Source organism: Citrobacter farmeri (genome assembly GCF_019048065.1).
GTDB classification, from domain to species: Bacteria; Pseudomonadota; Gammaproteobacteria; order Enterobacterales; family Enterobacteriaceae; genus Citrobacter_A; species Citrobacter_A farmeri.
In genome coordinates, this window is record NZ_CP077291.1 from 3,108,099 (window position 1) to 3,125,125 (window position 17,027).

General features: G+C 55.8%; 18 protein-coding genes and 1 riboswitch. Of the genes, 10 read left to right on the forward strand and 8 right to left on the reverse strand.

Going from position 1 to position 17,027, the window contains the following annotated elements; all coding sequences use genetic code 11:
* Positions 1–50: 50 nt before the first annotated feature.
* On the forward strand, positions 51–785 hold the full coding sequence (locus I6L53_RS14630; RefSeq protein WP_042320448.1) for a GntR family transcriptional regulator: 735 nt from the start codon (positions 51–53) through the stop codon (positions 783–785).
* Positions 786–1,445: 660 nt separating this feature from the next.
* On the opposite strand, the gene rhlE is transcribed toward I6L53_RS14630, so the two are convergent.
* Positions 1,446–2,810 (reverse strand): ATP-dependent RNA helicase RhlE, encoded by a 1,365-nt coding sequence (rhlE, locus tag I6L53_RS14635; RefSeq protein ID WP_042320449.1) that lies wholly within the window; start codon positions 2,808–2,810, stop codon positions 1,446–1,448.
* Between the two features lie 231 nt (positions 2,811–3,041).
* Between rhlE and cecR the strand changes: the two genes are divergently transcribed.
* The 5 genes from cecR (at position 3,042) to I6L53_RS14660 (ending at position 8,741) form a co-directional block, all read left to right on the forward strand.
* Positions 3,042–3,716, forward strand: a complete 675-nt coding sequence (gene cecR, locus I6L53_RS14640; protein ID WP_042320452.1) for a transcriptional regulator CecR — start codon at positions 3,042–3,044, stop codon at positions 3,714–3,716.
* Positions 3,716–4,711, forward strand: coding sequence for a secretion protein HlyD (hlyD, locus tag I6L53_RS14645; RefSeq protein ID WP_042320454.1), 996 nt, complete (start codon positions 3,716–3,718; stop codon positions 4,709–4,711). Before cecR ends, hlyD begins: the two co-directional genes overlap by 1 nt.
* Positions 4,704–6,440: an ATP-binding cassette domain-containing protein gene (locus I6L53_RS14650; RefSeq protein WP_042320456.1), complete on the forward strand. Its 1,737-nt coding sequence runs from the start codon at positions 4,704–4,706 to the stop codon at positions 6,438–6,440. Before hlyD ends, I6L53_RS14650 begins: the two co-directional genes overlap by 8 nt.
* Complete coding sequence (locus I6L53_RS14655) at positions 6,433–7,566, forward strand: ABC transporter permease (RefSeq protein ID WP_042320458.1); 1,134 nt, start codon at positions 6,433–6,435, stop codon at positions 7,564–7,566. The genes I6L53_RS14650 and I6L53_RS14655 overlap by 8 nt, the downstream gene beginning before the upstream one ends.
* A 68-nt stretch (positions 7,567–7,634) precedes the next feature.
* On the forward strand, positions 7,635–8,741 hold the full coding sequence (locus I6L53_RS14660; RefSeq protein WP_042320568.1) for an ABC transporter permease: 1,107 nt from the start codon (positions 7,635–7,637) through the stop codon (positions 8,739–8,741).
* Here I6L53_RS14660 and I6L53_RS14665 read toward each other — a convergent pair.
* A complete protein-coding gene (locus tag I6L53_RS14665; protein ID WP_042320461.1) occupies positions 8,703–9,113 on the reverse strand; it encodes a YbhQ family protein in 411 nt (136 codons plus the stop codon). The genes I6L53_RS14660 and I6L53_RS14665 overlap by 39 nt on opposite strands.
* A gap of 132 nt (positions 9,114–9,245) precedes the next feature.
* On the opposite strand from I6L53_RS14665, the gene I6L53_RS14670 reads away from it, so the two are divergent.
* Genes I6L53_RS14670 through I6L53_RS14680 form a run of 3 tightly spaced genes read left to right on the forward strand, consistent with a single transcriptional unit; the run spans position 9,246 to position 12,207 of the window.
* Complete coding sequence (locus I6L53_RS14670; protein WP_042320463.1) at positions 9,246–10,007, forward strand: endonuclease/exonuclease/phosphatase family protein; 762 nt, start codon at positions 9,246–9,248, stop codon at positions 10,005–10,007.
* On the forward strand, positions 10,004–11,245 hold the full coding sequence (gene clsB, locus I6L53_RS14675; protein WP_042320466.1) for a cardiolipin synthase ClsB: 1,242 nt from the start codon (positions 10,004–10,006) through the stop codon (positions 11,243–11,245). The genes I6L53_RS14670 and clsB overlap by 4 nt, the downstream gene beginning before the upstream one ends.
* Positions 11,245–12,207 (forward strand): lysylphosphatidylglycerol synthase domain-containing protein, encoded by a 963-nt coding sequence (locus tag I6L53_RS14680; protein ID WP_042320469.1) that lies wholly within the window; start codon positions 11,245–11,247, stop codon positions 12,205–12,207. Before clsB ends, I6L53_RS14680 begins: the two co-directional genes overlap by 1 nt.
* A 42-nt stretch (positions 12,208–12,249) precedes the next feature.
* Here the strand turns inward: I6L53_RS14680 and I6L53_RS14685 are convergent, their stop codons facing one another.
* From I6L53_RS14685 to moaA, 6 genes are all read right to left on the reverse strand, one after another.
* On the reverse strand, positions 12,250–12,954 hold the full coding sequence (locus I6L53_RS14685; RefSeq protein ID WP_042320470.1) for a Bax inhibitor-1/YccA family protein: 705 nt from the start codon (positions 12,952–12,954) through the stop codon (positions 12,250–12,252).
* 54 nt (positions 12,955–13,008) lie between these two features.
* Positions 13,009–13,461 (reverse strand): molybdopterin synthase catalytic subunit MoaE, encoded by a 453-nt coding sequence (gene moaE / locus I6L53_RS14690; protein WP_042320472.1) that lies wholly within the window; start codon positions 13,459–13,461, stop codon positions 13,009–13,011.
* A gap of 1 nt (position 13,462) precedes the next feature.
* Positions 13,463–13,708: a molybdopterin synthase sulfur carrier subunit gene (gene moaD / locus I6L53_RS14695; protein ID WP_042320474.1), complete on the reverse strand. Its 246-nt coding sequence runs from the start codon at positions 13,706–13,708 to the stop codon at positions 13,463–13,465.
* Positions 13,701–14,186, reverse strand: a complete 486-nt coding sequence (moaC, locus tag I6L53_RS14700) for a cyclic pyranopterin monophosphate synthase MoaC (protein ID WP_042320476.1) — start codon at positions 14,184–14,186, stop codon at positions 13,701–13,703. Before moaC ends, moaD begins: the two co-directional genes overlap by 8 nt.
* Positions 14,187–14,188: 2 nt before the next feature.
* Positions 14,189–14,701, reverse strand: a complete 513-nt coding sequence (moaB, locus tag I6L53_RS14705) for a molybdenum cofactor biosynthesis protein B (RefSeq protein WP_042320478.1) — start codon at positions 14,699–14,701, stop codon at positions 14,189–14,191.
* Between the two features lie 25 nt (positions 14,702–14,726).
* Positions 14,727–15,716: a GTP 3',8-cyclase MoaA gene (moaA, locus tag I6L53_RS14710; protein WP_042320481.1), complete on the reverse strand. Its 990-nt coding sequence runs from the start codon at positions 15,714–15,716 to the stop codon at positions 14,727–14,729.
* Positions 15,704–15,846, reverse strand: a riboswitch (molybdenum cofactor riboswitch). It overlaps the preceding gene by 13 nt.
* A 267-nt stretch (positions 15,847–16,113) precedes the next feature.
* Between moaA and yvcK the strand changes: the two genes are divergently transcribed.
* Positions 16,114–17,022 carry a uridine diphosphate-N-acetylglucosamine-binding protein YvcK gene (gene yvcK, locus I6L53_RS14715; RefSeq protein WP_042320570.1) on the forward strand — a complete coding sequence of 303 codons (909 nt, stop codon included), beginning with the start codon at positions 16,114–16,116 and terminating at the stop codon, positions 17,020–17,022.
* Positions 17,023–17,027 lie beyond the last annotated feature (5 nt).

Below are 17,027 nucleotides of genomic sequence, written 5' to 3' on the forward strand. Positions count from 1 at the left end.
TCCGTACCCATTTTTGTGACTGTGATCATTAATTATTTGATGAAACTGCGATGAAAGAATCTCTGTACAAGCGGATAGCCCGTGAACTGGCCCATCAAATCTCGACGGGAATTTATCCGCCCGGTTCGTTGTTTCCGACGGAAATGGAACTGTGTGAAACCTGGCAGGTGAGCCGTCACACCATGCGCGAAGCGTTGCGGGAATTAACGGAACAAGGGCTGATTTCGCGGCGTAAGGGTGCGGGTACGCGCGTATGTGAACCGCAGACGAGCGGGGTTAACCATCCGCTGTCGCATCTGGAAGATCTGCTGTTGTTGGCGAAAAACAACCAGCGGGTGATAAAGAAGATCGACGAGATTGTGGCGGATATTGAGCTTTCTCAGTTGATAGATTGTCCGCCCGGGTCGCGCTGGCTGCATATCGCCAGTATTCGTGAGGATGCGCAAAATCCGGACGCTCCTATTTGCTGGACGGACAGTTACGCCAGTACCGATTACTCCAGGCTGCGTACGTTTATTCGTGACGATCCACATTCGCTGATTAGCGATCTGATCGAAACGCACTACGGGATTAAAAGCCACGAAGTGCATCAGACGATCACCGCCGTTGGCGTACCGAAGAAAATTGCGAAAATACTGAATGTCGAGCCGGATTCTCCAGGGATGCGCATTGTGCGACGCTATCGGGATCGTGACGGAAAGGTGTTTGAGACCACCATTTCGATTCACCCGGCGGGAAGGTATACCTGCTCTATTGTGTTGAAATCGCAGAATTCAGGGGAATGAGGGGATTTTACATACGCATGCCACCACCGGTAATGGTTTACGTTCACCTCATGTTCGCAGCTTGTCTGGTGCACCAGCACCTGTGAACGTGTTAAGGAGGCTCGCCGCCGCCTCCTTAACAATCCAGGCTCCCGGCGGGAAAATTGTCGCTTCGCGATACCCTCCGCTTATTCCTCCAGGCTCTCGGGTCGGGCGCGACTCAGCATCCCTGCTTCGCGCCCCCTGAACCCGCATCCCTGCGGGTTCCCCCCAGCCCTACGGAAACACGTCGGCAATTTTCAGCCGGACCAATCCATACCCGACCATCACTGCGATTTGTCTTTTTAACAGCGAAAAGAATTTGTTTGTAGAGCAGAGAATCGAAGCGATGCCGTTGGTCCGGCGTGAAAATCGATGAGTCGTTGACGGCTGACCGGGTCCGCCCGCAGGGAAGCGGGCGGAGGGGACGGCCTGCAGGGATGCAGGCTCGGCCCCGACCCGAAAGGCAGACGGCATAAGGCGAATGAACCACGAAGTGGCGATTTTCCTCGCCGGGAGCCAGGGTTGCAAGGGAGGCGGCGGCGAGCCTCCCTTGCACGTTCACGTGTGCTGTGGTTTCAGAGAATCACTGAATACAAAGTGAACGTAAAATTTCTCAGAGTATCAGGTTCCCCTGACCCCTTATTGTACTGGCGTAATTCTGCGTGGACGGCGCGGCGGACGTGGCTTTTCGCCAGCCGGTTTCGCATCGCCTGTGCGGCGTGAAGGTTTAGCGCCGGCTTTTGGCGCGCCACCGTCCTGACGACGCGGCTGCTGTGCGCGCCCCGCGCCCTGCCCTTGCCCACGGCCTCGACCACCGCCACTACGCTGCTGGCGACCATTCTGGATCGGCTCAGCTTTAATCGACGGGTCCGGCTCATAGCCTGGCGTTGTAATACGCGGAATCTCTTTTTTCAGCAATTTTTCGATATCACGCAGCAGTTTGTGCTCATCAACACAAACCAGCGACAGCGCTTCACCGGTCGCCGCAGCACGCCCGGTACGGCCGATACGATGCACATAATCTTCCGGAACATTCGGCAGCTCGTAGTTGACCACGTGCGGCAGTTCTTCAATATCCAGACCACGCGCAGCAATATCCGTTGCCACCAGCACGCGAATGTCACCGGATTTAAAATCAGCCAGTGCACGGGTACGCGCTCCCTGGCTCTTGTTGCCGTGGATCGCCGCACTGCGAATGCCATCTTTGTTCAGTTGTTCCGCCAGGTGGTTGGCGCCGTGTTTAGTCCGGGTAAACACCAGCACCTGCTGCCAGTTCCCCTGGCCGATCATCTGCGATAACAGCTCGCGTTTGCGTTTCTTATCGACGAAATGCACGTGCTGCGTAACCTGCTCTGAAGCCGTGTTGCGGCGTGCCACTTCTATTTCCAGTGGGTTATGCAGCAGCTTTTCGGCCAGCGCCTTGATCTCATCAGAGAATGTCGCAGAGAACAGCAGGTTTTGACGCTTCGCCGGCAGTTTCGCTAATACACGGCGAATATCGTGAATAAAGCCCATATCCAGCATACGGTCCGCTTCATCCAGCACCAGAATCTCAATCTGATCCAGTTTCACCGCGTTCTGGTGTTCCAGATCCAGCAAGCGGCCCGGCGTTGCCACCAGCACATCGACGCCACCGCGCAGTTTCATCATCTGCGGGTTAATGCTCACGCCACCAAAAACCACCAGCGAACGGATATTCAGATACTTGCTGTAATCACGGACGTTTTCGCCAATCTGCGCCGCCAGTTCACGCGTCGGCGTCAGGATCAGCGCCCGTACCGGGCGACGTGCTTTGCCGTGCGGCTGCTTAGTAATAAGGTGCTGTAACAGCGGCAGCGTAAAGCCCGCCGTTTTACCGGTACCGGTCTGCGCACTTGCCATCAGGTCGCGACCTTCCAGCACCGCAGGGATGGCCTGCTGCTGAATTGGGGTAGGTTCACGGTAACCCTGCTCGGCAATGGCGCGCAGAATATCAGGATTTAAACCCAGGGAATCAAAAGACATAACTACTCCGAACCGCCCCGACCGTTCCCGGTGTCGTTTTCAGGGAGATACATACAATTTGGGAATGACAAAAACCACAATGTCATGAAGGGGCGGAGTGTAGCAGTTTTTGTGACACACCGCATAAATTATCCCTGTCACTGGAAAAGACAAAATAAACGACCAGACTGGACAAGGAGGATTTTCAGTCATAATCTTAATCAATCGATTGATTAAGATTTAGGTCGCGTGATGAATACTCCCACCATGACCACTAAAGGTGAACAGGCTAAAAACCAGCTGATTGCCGCTGCGCTGGCACAGTTTGGCGAATATGGTCTGCATGCCACCACTCGCGACATTGCTGCGCAGGCCGGGCAAAACATTGCCGCCATTACCTACTATTTTGGTTCAAAAGAGGATTTATACCTCGCCTGCGCCCAGTGGATTGCCGATTTCATTGGCGGTCAGTTTCGCCCGCACGCGGAAGAAGCCGAACGTTTATTCGCCCAGCCCCATCCCGACCGTGCGGCCATGCGCGAGCTGATTCTGCGCGCCTGCAAAAATATGATCATGCTGCTAACCCAGGATGACACCGTGAATCTGAGCAAATTTATCTCGCGCGAGCAACTCTCTCCAACCGCGGCATATCAACGGGTGCACGAGCAGGTTATCGAGCCGCTGCACAGCCATCTGACCCGTCTCATCGCCGCCTATACCGGCTGCGACGCCCGCGACACGCGCATGATTCTGCATACCCACGCGCTGCTTGGCGAAGTGCTGGCATTCCGTCTCGGTAAAGAAACCATTCTGTTACGTACCGGCTGGTCGCAGTTTGATGAAGAAAAAACGGTACTGATTACGCAGATCGTGACCGGTCATATCGATCTTATTCTGCAAGGTTTATCGCAAAGGAGTCTGGACTGATGAAAAAACCTGTCGTTATTGGCCTGGTGATTGCGGTGCTGCTCGCCGTGATTGCCGGTGGCACATGGTGGTATCAAAGCCGGCAGGACAACGGACTGACGCTCTACGGCAACGTGGACATCCGTACCGTTAACCTCAGCTTTCGCGTCGGTGGTCGACTCGCATCACTGGCGGTCGATGAAGGGGATGCCATTAAAACAGGACAGGTGCTGGGCGAGCTGGATCATGCTCCCTATGAGAACGCCCTGATGCAGGCAAAAGCCGGTGTTTCCGTCGCTCAGGCCCAGTACGATTTGATGCTGGCGGGCTATCGTCAGGAAGAGATTGCCCAGGCGGCGGCAGCAGTGAAACAGGCGCAGGCTGCCTATGATTACGCGCAGAACTTCTACAACCGTCAGCAGGGTTTGTGGAAAAGCCGCACCATCTCCGCGAACGATCTGGAAAATGCCCGCTCTTCCCGCGACCAGGCGTTGGCCACGTTGAAATCCGCGCAGGACAAACTGAGTCAGTACCGCTCCGGTAATCGTGAACAGGATATCGCCCAGGCGAAAGCCAGCCTTGAACAGGCGCAGGCACAACTGGCACAGGCGGAACTCGACCTCCATGACACCACGCTTGTCGCCCCGGCGAATGGCACGCTGTTAACCCGCGCGGTTGAACCCGGCAGCATGCTCAGCGCAGGCGGGACCGTGCTGACGCTTTCCCTCACCCGACCAGTCTGGGTGCGCGCCTACGTTGACGAGCGTCATCTTTCTCAGGCACAGCCGGGACGCGAAATCCTGTTATACACCGATGGACGTCCCGACAAGCCCTATCACGGTAAAATCGGCTTTGTCTCCCCGACGGCCGAATTTACCCCGAAAACGGTCGAAACGCCGGACCTGCGTACCGATCTGGTTTACCGTCTGCGTATCGTTGTCACCGACGCCGACGACGCCTTGCGCCAGGGCATGCCGGTGACGGTGAAGTTCGGCAACGAGGCTGGACATGAATGACGCCGTCATCACGCTAAGCGGGCTGACCAGGCGTTTTGCCGGACTGGAAAAACCCGCGGTCGCCCCGCTCGACTGTACGATTCACGCCGGGTACGTGACTGGACTGGTAGGGCCGGATGGCGCCGGAAAAACCACGCTGATGCGAATGCTGGCCGGCTTGTTGAAACCGGACGGCGGCAGCGCAACGGTGATTGGCTTTGATCCGATCAAAAATGACAGCGCGCTACACGCGGTGCTGGGCTATATGCCGCAAAAATTTGGCCTGTATGAGGATCTCACTGTGATGGAGAACCTCAACCTGTACGCTGATTTACGCAGCGTTACGGGCGACGTGCGGGAAAAAACCTTTGCCCGCCTGCTGGAATTCACCTCGCTCGGCCCGTTTACCGGTCGTCTGGCGGGTAAACTCTCCGGCGGGATGAAACAGAAACTGGGGCTGGCCTGTACGCTGGTCGGCGAACCCAAAGTGCTGTTACTGGATGAACCCGGCGTCGGCGTTGACCCAATCTCACGGCGCGAGCTCTGGCAGATGGTGCACGAACTGGCGGGCGACGGGATGCTGATCCTGTGGAGTACCTCGTATCTGGATGAAGCCGAGCAGTGTCGGGACGTGCTGCTGATGAATGAAGGTGAACTGCTGTATCAGGGCGACCCCACTCAACTGACACAAACCATGGCCGGGCGCAGTTTTCTGATGCATAGCCCGCAGGAAAACAACCGTAAATTGCTCCAGCGGGCGCTGAAACTGCCGCAGGTCAGCGACGGTATGATCCAGGGGAAATCGGTTCGTCTGATCCTGAAAAAAGAGGCCACGGCAGACGACATTCGCCGCGGCAACGGCATGCCTGAAATTGACATCAGCGAAACCGCGCCACGCTTCGAAGACGCATTTATCGATCTGCTGGGCGGGGCTGCCACCTCTGAATCGCCGCTGGGCGCCATTCTACATACCGTAGAAGGGACGCCGGGCGAGACGGTGATTGAAGCGAAGGCGCTGACCAAGAAATTCGGTGATTTCGCCGCCACCGATCACGTCGATTTCGCCGTCCAGCGCGGGGAGATTTTTGGCCTGCTGGGCCCTAACGGTGCGGGGAAATCCACGACCTTTAAAATGATGTGCGGCCTGCTGGTGCCAACGTCCGGAAAGGCGCTGGTGCTGGATATGGATCTGAAAGTCAGCTCCGGTAAAGCACGCCAGCATCTGGGCTACATGGCGCAAAAATTTTCGCTGTACGGCAACCTGACGGTGGAGCAAAACCTGCGCTTCTTCTCCGGCGTTTATGGCCTGCGAGGACGCGCGCAGAACGAAAAAATTGCCCGCATGAGCGAGGCTTTTGGCCTGAAAAGCATTGCCTCGCATGCCACCGATGAACTCCCTCTCGGCTTTAAGCAGCGTCTGGCGCTGGCCTGCTCGCTGATGCATGAACCCGACATACTGTTTCTCGACGAACCCACTTCTGGCGTCGATCCCCTCACCCGCCGCGAGTTCTGGCTGCATATCAACAGCATGGTGGAAAAAGGCGTGACGGTGATGGTGACGACGCACTTTATGGACGAAGCAGAATATTGCGATCGTATCGGCCTGGTCTATCGCGGAAAGCTGATTGCCAGCGGCACGCCGGACGACCTGAAAGCACAGGCAGCCGATGACGATACGCCGGACCCGACCATGGAACAGGCCTTTATCCGGCTGATTAATGACTGGGATAAGGAGCATGCCAATGCGTAACCGCCTTCTCTCCTGGCGTCGCGTGCGGGCGCTGTGCGTCAAAGAGACGCGACAGATCGTCCGCGATCCCAGTAGCTGGCTGATTGCCGTGGTCATCCCACTGTTGCTGCTGTTTATTTTTGGCTACGGCATTAACCTCGATTCCAGCAAGCTGCGGGTCGGGATTCTGCTTGAGCAGCAAAGCGAGGAGGCGCTGGATTTTACCCACGCAATGACCGGTTCGCCGTACATTGACGCCACCATCAGCGATAACCGTCAGGCGCTGATTGAGAAGATGCAGGCCGGTCGCATTCGTGGACTGGTGGTCATTCCGGTTGATTTCGCCCAGCAGATGGCACGCCCCAACGACACCGCGCCGATTCAGGTGATCACCGACGGCAGTGAACCCAATACCGCCAACTTCGTGCAGGGCTATGTGGAGGGGATCTGGCAGATCTGGCAGATGCAACGGGCGGAAGATCGCGGGGAAACGTTTGAACCGCTGATTGAGGTGCAGACCCGCTACTGGTTCAACCCGGCGGCCATCAGTCAGCATTTTATTATCCCCGGCGCGGTGACGATCATCATGACGGTGATCGGCGCGATCCTCACCTCGCTGGTCGTCGCGCGCGAATGGGAACGTGGGACGATGGAAGCGTTGCTCTCCACGGAAGTGACGCGCGCCGAGCTGCTGCTGTGCAAACTTATCCCCTACTACTTCCTCGGCATGCTGGCCATGCTGCTGTGTATGTTGGTGTCAGTGTTTATTCTCGGCGTCCCCTATCGCGGATCGTTACTGCTGCTGTTTTTCATCACCAGCCTGTTTTTACTCAGTACGCTGGGAATGGGGCTGTTGATCTCCACCATCACCCGCAATCAGTTTAATGCCGCCCAGGTGGCGCTTAACGCCGCCTTTTTGCCGTCAATTATGCTGTCAGGTTTTATTTTCCAGATAGACAGTATGCCCGCGGTGATCCGCGCGGTGACCTACATTATTCCGGCTCGTTACTTCGTCAGCACGCTGCAAAGCCTGTTTCTCGCCGGTAATATTCCGGTAGTACTGATTGTCAACGTGCTGTTTTTGGTTGCCTCCGCGGTGATGTTTATTGGTTTGACGTGGATAAAAACCAAACGTCGGCTGGATTGATGATTTGCCTGATGGCGCTGCGCTTATCAGGCCTACGAGATGCTTCATCGGGTATTAAGGGCAACACTATGTTTCATCGTTTATGGACGTTAATTCGCAAAGAGCTGCAGTCGCTGTTACGCGAACCGCAGACCCGCGCGATCCTGATTCTGCCGGTGCTGATTCAGGTGTTTCTGTTTCCCTTTGCGGCGACGCTGGAAGTGACTAACGCCACTATCGCCATCTATAACGAAGACAACGGGAAGCACTCGGTTGAGCTGACCCAGCGCTTTGCCCGCGCCAAAGCCTTTACCCACATTCTGTTGCTGAAAAGCCCGCAGGAAATCCAGCCGACGATCGATACGCAAAAAGCGCTGCTGCTGGTGCGCTTCCCGGCAGATTTTTCGCGCAACCTGGACACTTTTCAGCCTGCGCCCATGCAGTTAATTCTCGATGGCCGTAACTCGAACAGCGCGCAGATCGCTGCCAACTATCTTCAGCAAATCGTGAAGAATTATCAGCAGGAACTGATGGAGGGCAAACCGAAGCCCAACAACAGCGAGCTGGTGGTGCGTAACTGGTACAACCCCAACCTCGACTATAAGTGGTTCGTGGTACCGTCGCTGATCGCGATGATCACCACCATTGGCGTGATGATCGTCACTTCGCTGTCCGTGGCGCGCGAGCGTGAACAGGGCACGCTGGATCAACTGCTGGTCTCGCCGCTCACCACCTGGCAAATCTTTATCGGTAAAGCGGTTCCCGCGCTGATTGTCGCAACCGGACAGGCCTCTATCGTGCTGGCAATCGGTATCTGGGCGTATCAGATCCCGTTTGCCGGATCGCTGGCGCTGTTTTACTTCACGATGGTGATTTACGGGTTGTCGCTGGTGGGTTTCGGACTATTGATATCCTCGCTCTGCTCCACGCAGCAGCAGGCGTTTATCGGCGTGTTCGTCTTTATGATGCCGGCGATTTTACTGTCAGGATACGTCTCTCCGGTCGAGAATATGCCAGTCTGGTTGCAGAACCTGACGTGGATAAACCCTATCCGTCATTTCACGGATATCACCAAGCAGATCTATTTGAAAGATGCGAGTTTGCAGATTGTCTGGGGAAGCTTGTGGCCGCTACTGGTCATAGCGGCCACGACGGGCTCAGCGGCGTATGCGATGTTTAGACGCAAAATCATGTAGCTTTTTGTCTTTCGCCAGCAGCGAAACCACAGCGGGTCCGGCCAGAATGGCCAGTCCCGCCAACGCCAGCAGAACGTTATTTTGCAAAACCCGGGACAACAGCCACAGCACGATCAGCGCGGCGCCGAAATACCAGGTCGTGGTGAGTTCTTCCAGCACGTCAGCGACTTCGCGCCAACGCTGCTCATGATGACGCTGTAAGGCCAGCATCAGTAAGACGGTCACGCCATACACTACGCATAATCCCAGGCCGACGTGCACCAGTGTGCCGCTCATCCAGCCCATGACCAACAACGCCACGACCAGTAAATGCAACATAATCTGCCAGCAACTTAACCCCGTTGCGACACGAACACGTTGTTGCCACCTCATGGCTTTTCTCCTGAAGGATTTTTCTCTAATTACTCAGAGTACCGCACTTTACGGAAAATTCCGTAACACCGCACCTTTTTGTGACGACGACTACACTATTTCAATCAGAAGAGTGACGCAAACAGGAGAAAAATGACTCAGTCGACGCGAAATTTTTCATTTAACGTGCTCACCATAAATACGCATAAAGGCTTTACCGCCTTTAACAAGCGCTTCATTTTGCCGGAACTGCGCGATGCCGTTCGTACGGTTGGCGCTGATATCGTCTGTCTGCAGGAGGTGATGGGCGCGCACGAGGTCCATCCGCTGCGCGTTGAAAACTGGCCGGATACCACGCACTACGAATTTCTCGCCGACACCATGTGGAGTGACTACGCCTACGGGCGCAATGCCGTCTACCCGGAGGGGCATCATGGCAACGCGGTACTGTCACGCTATCCTATTGAATATTATGAAAATCGTGATGTATCCGTCGGGAGCAGTGAAAAACGCGGCGTACTCTATTGCCGCATTGTCCCACCGCAACTCGGGAAAGCGATTCATGTGATGTGCGTGCACCTCGGCCTGCGCGAAGCCCACCGGCAGGCGCAGCTCACTCTGTTGGCGGACTGGGTCAACGCCCTGCCCGACGGCGAACCGGTGGTGGTAGCCGGTGATTTCAACGACTGGCGGCAGAAGGCAAACCATCCCTTAAAAGCCGTTGCCGGGCTGGAAGAAATTTTTACCCGTGCCCGCGGTCGCCCGGCACGGACTTTTCCTGCCAGTCTGCCACTGCTGCGCCTCGATCGTATTTACGTGAAAAATGCCAATGCCAGTTCGCCGGCGGCACTACCGTTGCGCAACTGGCGGCATCTCTCTGACCATGCCCCCCTTAGCGCGGAGATCCATCTATGAAATGTGGCTGGCGTGAAGGTAATCAGATCCAGTTACTGGAAAACGGCGACCAGTATTATCCCGCCGTGTTTGCGGCAATTGCCGATGCACAACAGAAAATTATTCTGGAGACTTTCATCTGGTTTGAAGATGACGTGGGAAAACAGCTCCATGCGGCCCTGCTGACCGCAGCGAAGCGTGGTGTCAAAGCGGAAGTACTGCTGGACGGCTACGGCTCGCCGGACCTGAGCGACGCGTTCGTCGGCGAACTAACCTCAGCAGGCGTGGTGTTTCGCTACTACGATCCGCGTCCCCGGATCTTTGGTATGCGTACCAACGTCTTTCGCCGTATGCACCGCAAGATTGTGGTGATTGACGACCGGGTGGCGTTTGTTGGCGGGATTAACTATTCCGACGAACATATGTCTGACTACGGGCCTGAAGCCAAGCAGGATTACGCTGTGCGTGTGGAAGGCCCTGTCGTCGCCGATATTTTGCAGTTTGAGGTGGAAAACCTCCCCGGACAGAGTGCGGTGCGTCGCTGGTGGCGTCGCCATCACCGTGCTGAAGAGAACCACCAGCCCGGCGAGGCGCAGGCGCTGTTTGTCTGGCGCGACAACGACGAGCACCGCGACGATATCGAACGGCACTACCTGAAAATGCTCACCCAGGCGCGGCGGGAGGTGATTATCGCCAACGCCTACTTCTTTCCCGGCTACCGGTTGCTGCATGCCATGCGTAAGGCCGCCCGACGGGGCGTGCGTGTGAAACTGATCGTACAGGGCGAACCAGACATGCCGATTGTGAAAGTGGGTGCCCGCCTGCTGTACAACTATCTGGTGAAAGGCGATGTCCAGGTCTATGAGTACCGACGTAAACCCCTGCATGGCAAGGTGGCATTGATGGATGACCACTGGGCGACGGTTGGATCGAGCAATCTCGATCCGCTCAGCCTGTCGCTCAATCTGGAAGCCAACCTGATCGTACACGATCGCCTGTTTAACCAGACGCTGCGCGATAATCTCACCGCGATCATTGCCGAAGACTGCAAACGGGTAGATGAGTCGATGCTGCCGAAACGCACCTGGTGGAACCTGACCAAAAGCGTGCTGGCGTTCCATTTCTTACGCCACTTCCCGGCGCTGGTCGGCTGGCTTCCCGCCCATACCCCCCGTCTGGCGCAGGTTGATCCCCCCGCTCAACCCGAGATGGAAACGCAGGATCGGGTGGAAGTACAGAACACAGGAGCCAAACCCTGATGGCAAAATCACATCCGCGTTGGCGGCGAGCGAAAAAAATTCTCACCTGGCTGTTTTTTATCGCCGTGATTGTGCTGCTGGTCGTCTACGCCAGGAAAGTCAACTGGGAGGATGTGTGGACGGTTATTCGCGATTATAACCGGGTCGCATTACTGAGCGCCGTTGGGCTGGTGATCCTCAGCTATCTGCTCTATGGCTGTTATGATCTGCTGGGACGCGCCTATTGTGGTCACCGGCTGGCAAAGCGACAGGTGATGCTGGTGTCATTTATCTGCTACGCCTTTAACCTGACGCTCAGTACCTGGGTCGGTGGTATTGGCATGCGCTATCGGCTCTATTCCCGACTCGGCCTGCCGGGTGGCACGATCACCCGCATCTTCTCTCTCAGCATCACCACCAACTGGCTGGGTTACATTCTGCTTGGCGGGATCATCTTCACCTTCGGCGTTGTGCAATTGCCCGCGCACTGGTATATCGATGAAGGCACGCTGCGTATTCTGGGCGTGGCACTGCTGTTAATCATCGTCATTTATCTGTGGTTCTGCGCCTTCGCAAAACGCCGTCACATGACGATCAAAGGACAGAAACTGGTGCTGCCGTCATGGAAATTTGCGCTGGCCCAGATGGCTATCTCCAGTACCAACTGGATGGTGATGGGAGCGATCATCTGGTTGTTGCTGGGGCAGGAGGTGAACTACTTTTTCGTGCTCGGCGTGCTGCTGGTCAGCAGTATCGCGGGGGTGATTGTCCACATTCCGGCAGGGATTGGCGTACTGGAAGCGGTCTTTATCGCGTTGCTGGCGGGGGAACACACGTCGCAAGGCACCATCATTGCCGCCCTGCTTGCTTACCGCGTGCTGTATTACTTTGTCCCGCTTTTACTGGCGCTAATTAGTTATCTGCTGCTGGAGAGTCGGGCGAAGAAACTACGAGCGAAAAACGAAAAGGCGATGGCGAAGTGATGTAATGGCCGGATGGCATCAACGCCAACCGGCCCATTGGAATTAGCGGCGATTGCCTAAAATACGCAGCAGCATCAGGAACAGGTTGATAAAGTCCAGATACAACGTAAGCGCGCCGAGAATCGAATATTTCCGCAGGTTGGAACTGTCGCGGACATCGATCTGCTCACCGATATTTTTTAGCTTCTGGGTGTCATAGGCAGTCAGCCCGACGAACACCACCACGCCGATATAGGTCACTGCCCACATCAGCGCTTCACTCTTCAGCCAGAAATTCACCAGTGAGGCCAGGATGATGCCGATCAGCGCCATAAACAGCATGTTGCCCCAGCCGCTCAGATCGCGCTTCGTGGTATATCCCCACAGGCTCATCACACCAAACATCCCGCCGGTGACCACGAAGGTGCTGGCGATCGAGGAGGCGGTATAAATGATAAAAATGCTGGAAAGCGTCAGGCCGGTGAGGACGGAATAGAGCATAAACAATGTCGTCATCACGCCCGCACTGAGTCTGTTGACCAGCCCCGACAGGACAAACACCACAGCTAATTGCGCAATGACGAGACCAAAGAAAAAGATTCTGTTGGTATAAAGCAACTCCATGAACGCACTGGAATTGGCCGCATACCACGCAATAAACGCGGTAAGCAGCAACCCGACCGTCATCCAGCCGTATACCTGAGCCATATAGGTTTGCAGGCCGGAACGCGCCTGCACGATTGATTCGGATCGTGGAAATCGGTCCATGATAATCTCCTGATTGAAAGTGACCACACTGGATAAGCGTATCACAATTTCCTGCTACCAGCGTTTCGCCGCCTGACGATCGCTGTCACGAGCTTCCACCCAGCGCTCTCCTTCTGGTGTGGCTTCACGCTTCCAGAACGGCGCGCGCGTCTTCAGATAGTCCATGATGAACTGCCCGGCCTCAAACGCGCTGCTGCGATGTACACTGGTCACGCCGACAAAGACGATCTCATCGCCCGGCCACAGCTCGCCAATCCGGTGAATCACCGTGATGCGTCCCAGCGGCCAGCGCGTACGCGCCTCATCGACAATCTCCGCCAACGCTTTTTCCGTCATCCCCGGATAGTGCTCCAGCGTCAGCGCCTTCACGCTGTCGCCAAGATTATGATTACGCACTTTACCGGTAAAGGTCACCACCGCACCGTCTTCGTCGCGTTCCGCCAGCCAGGGATATTCATCCCCTACGCTAAACGGCGCAGGCCCGACAACAATTTTCGTTTCAGCCATCTCAACCTCCCGTAACCGGGGGAAAGAAAGCCACTTCATCGCCGGCTGTCAGCGGATGATCAAAGCTCACCAGCGTCTGGTTGACTGCCGCCAATAGCTTGCCGTCTTCCAGCGCCAGCGCCCAACGATTGCTGTTAGCCGCCAGATGCTGACGCAGCGCTTCTACCGTCTGGAAATCAGCCGCCACGTCCAGCGTATCGGTACCCACCAGTTCGCGAACCTGGGCGAAGAACAAAACCTTAATCATTCGAATCCGCCTTAAAATCGCCAGACTTACCGCCGCTTTTCGCCAGCAGGCGAACCGGGCCAATCACCATATCTTTCTGTACCGCTTTGCACATATCGTAAATGGTCAACGCGGCCACAGACGCCGCCGTGAGCGCTTCCATTTCCACCCCGGTTTTTCCCGTAAGGCGACATAGCGATTCAACACGCACACGGTTGTGCTCGGGCTCCGCTTGCAGTTGTACTTCCACTTTGCTCAACAGCAGCGGGTGGCACAGCGGAATCAGCTCCCAGGTACGTTTTGCCGCCTGAATCCCGGCAATGCGCGCGGTGGCGAACACGTCGCCCTTATGGTGGCTACCGTCAATAATCATGGCCAGCGTTTCGCTGCGCATGGTGATAAAAGCTTCAGCGCGCGCCTCGCGGACGGTCTCCGCTTTTGCGGACACATCCACCATATGCGCTTCACCAGCGGCGTTAATGTGAGTCAGTTGCGACATGCTTATTTCTTCAGATGTGGGTGAAAATTACAGGGATGCGTACGGGCGTCCAGTTGCGGCGCGATGATATTGTCCCAGGCCGTGCGGCAGGCTTTGCCAGAACCGGGCATCGCAAAAATCAGCGTTTTGTTGGCCATGCCCGCCACCGCGCGCGACTGCAGCGTGGCAGTGCCAATTTCTTCAAACGACAGCATGCGAAACACTTCGCCAAAACCTTCCACTTCTCTGTCAAACAGCGGCAGCAGCGCTTCCGGGGCCTGATCGCCTTCGGTCAGACCTGTGCCCCCGGTGACCAACACCACCTGTACCTTATCACTGGCTATCCACGCCGAAACCTGCGCGCGAATGGCGTAGCGGTTCTCTTTGACAATCACTTTATCAATGACCTGATGTCCCGCTTCCTGCGCGGCATCGCGCAGATAATGGCCGGAGGTGTCGTCCTCTTCGCCACGACGATTCGATACCGTCAAAATAGCAATGCGGGTCGGGATAAATTCAGCGCTTACCTGACTCATGGCAAACTCCTTGTTCAAAGCGGTGTTAACCGCCTATGTATGAGAGGTTCTGGGTAATACCCGTATTGTTCTGGTGCAGGAAATGGGTCTGCTTTTTCTCACGCAACGCCAGCGAGATACGCTCTTCCAGCGCGTCTTGCTGCGCATCGTCTTCCAGCAGATCGCGCAGACTGACGCCGCCCTCACCGAACAGGCAGAGATGAAGTTTACCCACAGAGGAGACGCGCAGTCGGTTGCAGGTGGCGCAGAAATCCTTTTCATACGGCATGATGAGGCCGATCTCACCTTCATAATCAGGGTGACAGAAGACCTGCGCCGGACCATCGCTGCGCTGGCGTAGCTGGTGGATCCAGCCACGACGCAGCAGTTCATCACGCAGCACCTGACCAGAGATATGATGTTTGCGGAACAGTTCGCTGCCCTCGCCCGTCTCCATCAGTTCAATGAAGCGCAGTTGAATGGGACGCGTCTGGATCCAGTCGAGAAACGTGTCGAGCTGATGATGGTTCACATCGCGCATCAGCACGGTGTTCACTTTGACCTTTTCAAAGCCGGCATCAAACGCGGCGTCAATACCCGCCATCACCTGCCGGAATTTATCCTGCCCGGTAATCGCATGGAATTGACGCGCATCAAGGCTATCAACGCTGACGTTAATGCCGGTCAAGCCAGCATCGCGCCAGTGGGCGGCATCACGTGCCAGACGGTAGCCGTTAGTGGTCACCGCCAGTTGGCGAATCGCGTCGTTTTCACGCACGGCGGCGATGATGTCGGTAAAGTCTCGGCGCAGGGAGGGTTCACCACCGGTCAGGCGCACTTTTTCAGTGCCCAGGTTGGCAAAGGCGCGGGTCACCCGACGAATTTCATCGACGGAGAGAAAACCTTTATTCGTGACGCCGCCGGGTTTGTAGCCATCCGGCAGACAGTATGTGCAACGAAAGTTACACACGTCGGTAATCGACAGACGCAAGTAATAAAACTTGCGTGCGAAAGCATCGGTCAGTTGTGTGGCCATGTACACCTTTCCAAATACGGGAGGCGAAGTCATTTCTTCCTGCGCCCTGGTGGCAATGCGTTTGCGTTGTCACGGCCAAAGCACCGTATCATTTGACCCAGGTGCAGAGGCTAGAGTGTTTACTGTGGTTATGCCGATACTAGCGTGTAAAGGCGCATTATGCCATTCACACTTAACGCTGTATAATCATGTATATAGCGTCATGATCGTGCTATTTCGCTACAGAATAAGCGAAAATAGCACTTTTGCATTGATGTACATCATTTCGCTGTCAGGCGCGCATCACCTTAAAGGGGTAGTGTGGCAGAATTTATTTTCTCAACTCGCCGCGGGCGAATTGCTGAAAAGCCCCTGTTTGCGCTACTGTAGCGCGGTAAATCTGACATCAGGAATTTTTATGCGCAATCGTACGCTGGCTGACCTGGATCGTGTCGTTGCTCTCGGCGGAGGGCATGGATTAGGGCGCGTTCTCTCTTCCCTCTCATCCCTGGGTTCACGCCTCACCGGTATCGTGACTACCACCGATAACGGCGGCTCGACGGGCCGTATTCGCCGTTCAGAAGGGGGGATCGCCTGGGGCGATATGCGCAACTGTCTCAATCAGTTGATTACCGAGCCGAGCGTCGCCTCCGCCATGTTTGAATACCGTTTTGCCGGGAATGGCGAACTTTCCGGTCATAACCTCGGAAATCTGATGTTAAAGGCGCTCGATCACCTGAGCGTGCGGCCTCTGGAAGCCATCAATTTAATTCGTAATCTGCTGAAAGTGGATGCACATTTAATCCCTATGTCGGAGCTGCCTGTTGACCTGATGGCGATCGACGATCAGGGGCATGAAGTGTACGGCGAGGTGAATATCGATCAGCTCACCTCACCGTTGCAGGAGCTGATGCTGTCGCCGAAGGTGCCTACCACCCGGGAAGCCGTGCAGGCGATTAACGACGCCGACCTGATTATTATCGGCCCGGGCAGCTTTTACACCAGCCTGATGCCAATCCTGCTGCTGGACGATCTTGCGCAGGCGCTGCGTCGCACACAGGCACCCATGGTTTATATCGGTAATCTGGGTCGGGAACTGAGCATCCCGGCCGCAAGCCTGACGCTTATCGATAAGCTAACCATTATGGAGCAGTACGTTGGCAAGAAAGTCGTTGATGCGGTTATCGTGGGGCCGAAGGTAGATATCTCTGCCGTCAGTGACCGGGTGGTCATTCAGGAAGTGCTGGAGGCCAGCGATATTCCCTATCGCCATGACCGCCAGTTATTACACAACGCGCTGGAGAAAGCCGTACAGGCCCTGCGGTAAACGGT

Bases quoted from the DNA above. Each gene is read 5' to 3' on its own strand.
- moaE (WP_042320472.1), bottom strand. From the start codon at position 13,461: ATGGCTGAAACGAAAATTGTTGTCGGGCCTGCGCCGTTTAGCGTAGGG.
- I6L53_RS14650 (WP_042320456.1), top strand. From the start codon at position 4,704: ATGAATGACGCCGTCATCACGCTAAGCGGGCTGACCAGGCGTTTTGCC.
- I6L53_RS14655 (WP_042320458.1), top strand. From the start codon at position 6,433: ATGCGTAACCGCCTTCTCTCCTGGCGTCGCGTGCGGGCGCTGTGCGTC.
- cecR (WP_042320452.1), top strand. From the start codon at position 3,042: ATGAATACTCCCACCATGACCACTAAAGGTGAACAGGCTAAAAACCAG.
- hlyD (WP_042320454.1), top strand. From the start codon at position 3,716: ATGAAAAAACCTGTCGTTATTGGCCTGGTGATTGCGGTGCTGCTCGCC.
- moaD (WP_042320474.1), bottom strand. From the start codon at position 13,708: ATGATTAAGGTTTTGTTCTTCGCCCAGGTTCGCGAACTGGTGGGTACC.
- I6L53_RS14685 (WP_042320470.1), bottom strand. From the start codon at position 12,954: ATGGACCGATTTCCACGATCCGAATCAATCGTGCAGGCGCGTTCCGGC.
- I6L53_RS14670 (WP_042320463.1), top strand. From the start codon at position 9,246: ATGACTCAGTCGACGCGAAATTTTTCATTTAACGTGCTCACCATAAAT.
- I6L53_RS14660 (WP_042320568.1), top strand. From the start codon at position 7,635: ATGTTTCATCGTTTATGGACGTTAATTCGCAAAGAGCTGCAGTCGCTG.
- I6L53_RS14630 (WP_042320448.1), top strand. From the start codon at position 51: ATGAAAGAATCTCTGTACAAGCGGATAGCCCGTGAACTGGCCCATCAA.
- I6L53_RS14665 (WP_042320461.1), bottom strand. From the start codon at position 9,113: ATGAGGTGGCAACAACGTGTTCGTGTCGCAACGGGGTTAAGTTGCTGG.
- moaC (WP_042320476.1), bottom strand. From the start codon at position 14,186: ATGTCGCAACTGACTCACATTAACGCCGCTGGTGAAGCGCATATGGTG.
- moaA (WP_042320481.1), bottom strand. From the start codon at position 15,716: ATGGCCACACAACTGACCGATGCTTTCGCACGCAAGTTTTATTACTTG.
- I6L53_RS14680 (WP_042320469.1), top strand. From the start codon at position 11,245: ATGGCAAAATCACATCCGCGTTGGCGGCGAGCGAAAAAAATTCTCACC.
- yvcK (WP_042320570.1), top strand. From the start codon at position 16,114: ATGCGCAATCGTACGCTGGCTGACCTGGATCGTGTCGTTGCTCTCGGC.
- rhlE (WP_042320449.1), bottom strand. From the start codon at position 2,810: ATGTCTTTTGATTCCCTGGGTTTAAATCCTGATATTCTGCGCGCCATT.
- clsB (WP_042320466.1), top strand. From the start codon at position 10,004: ATGAAATGTGGCTGGCGTGAAGGTAATCAGATCCAGTTACTGGAAAAC.
- moaB (WP_042320478.1), bottom strand. From the start codon at position 14,701: ATGAGTCAGGTAAGCGCTGAATTTATCCCGACCCGCATTGCTATTTTG.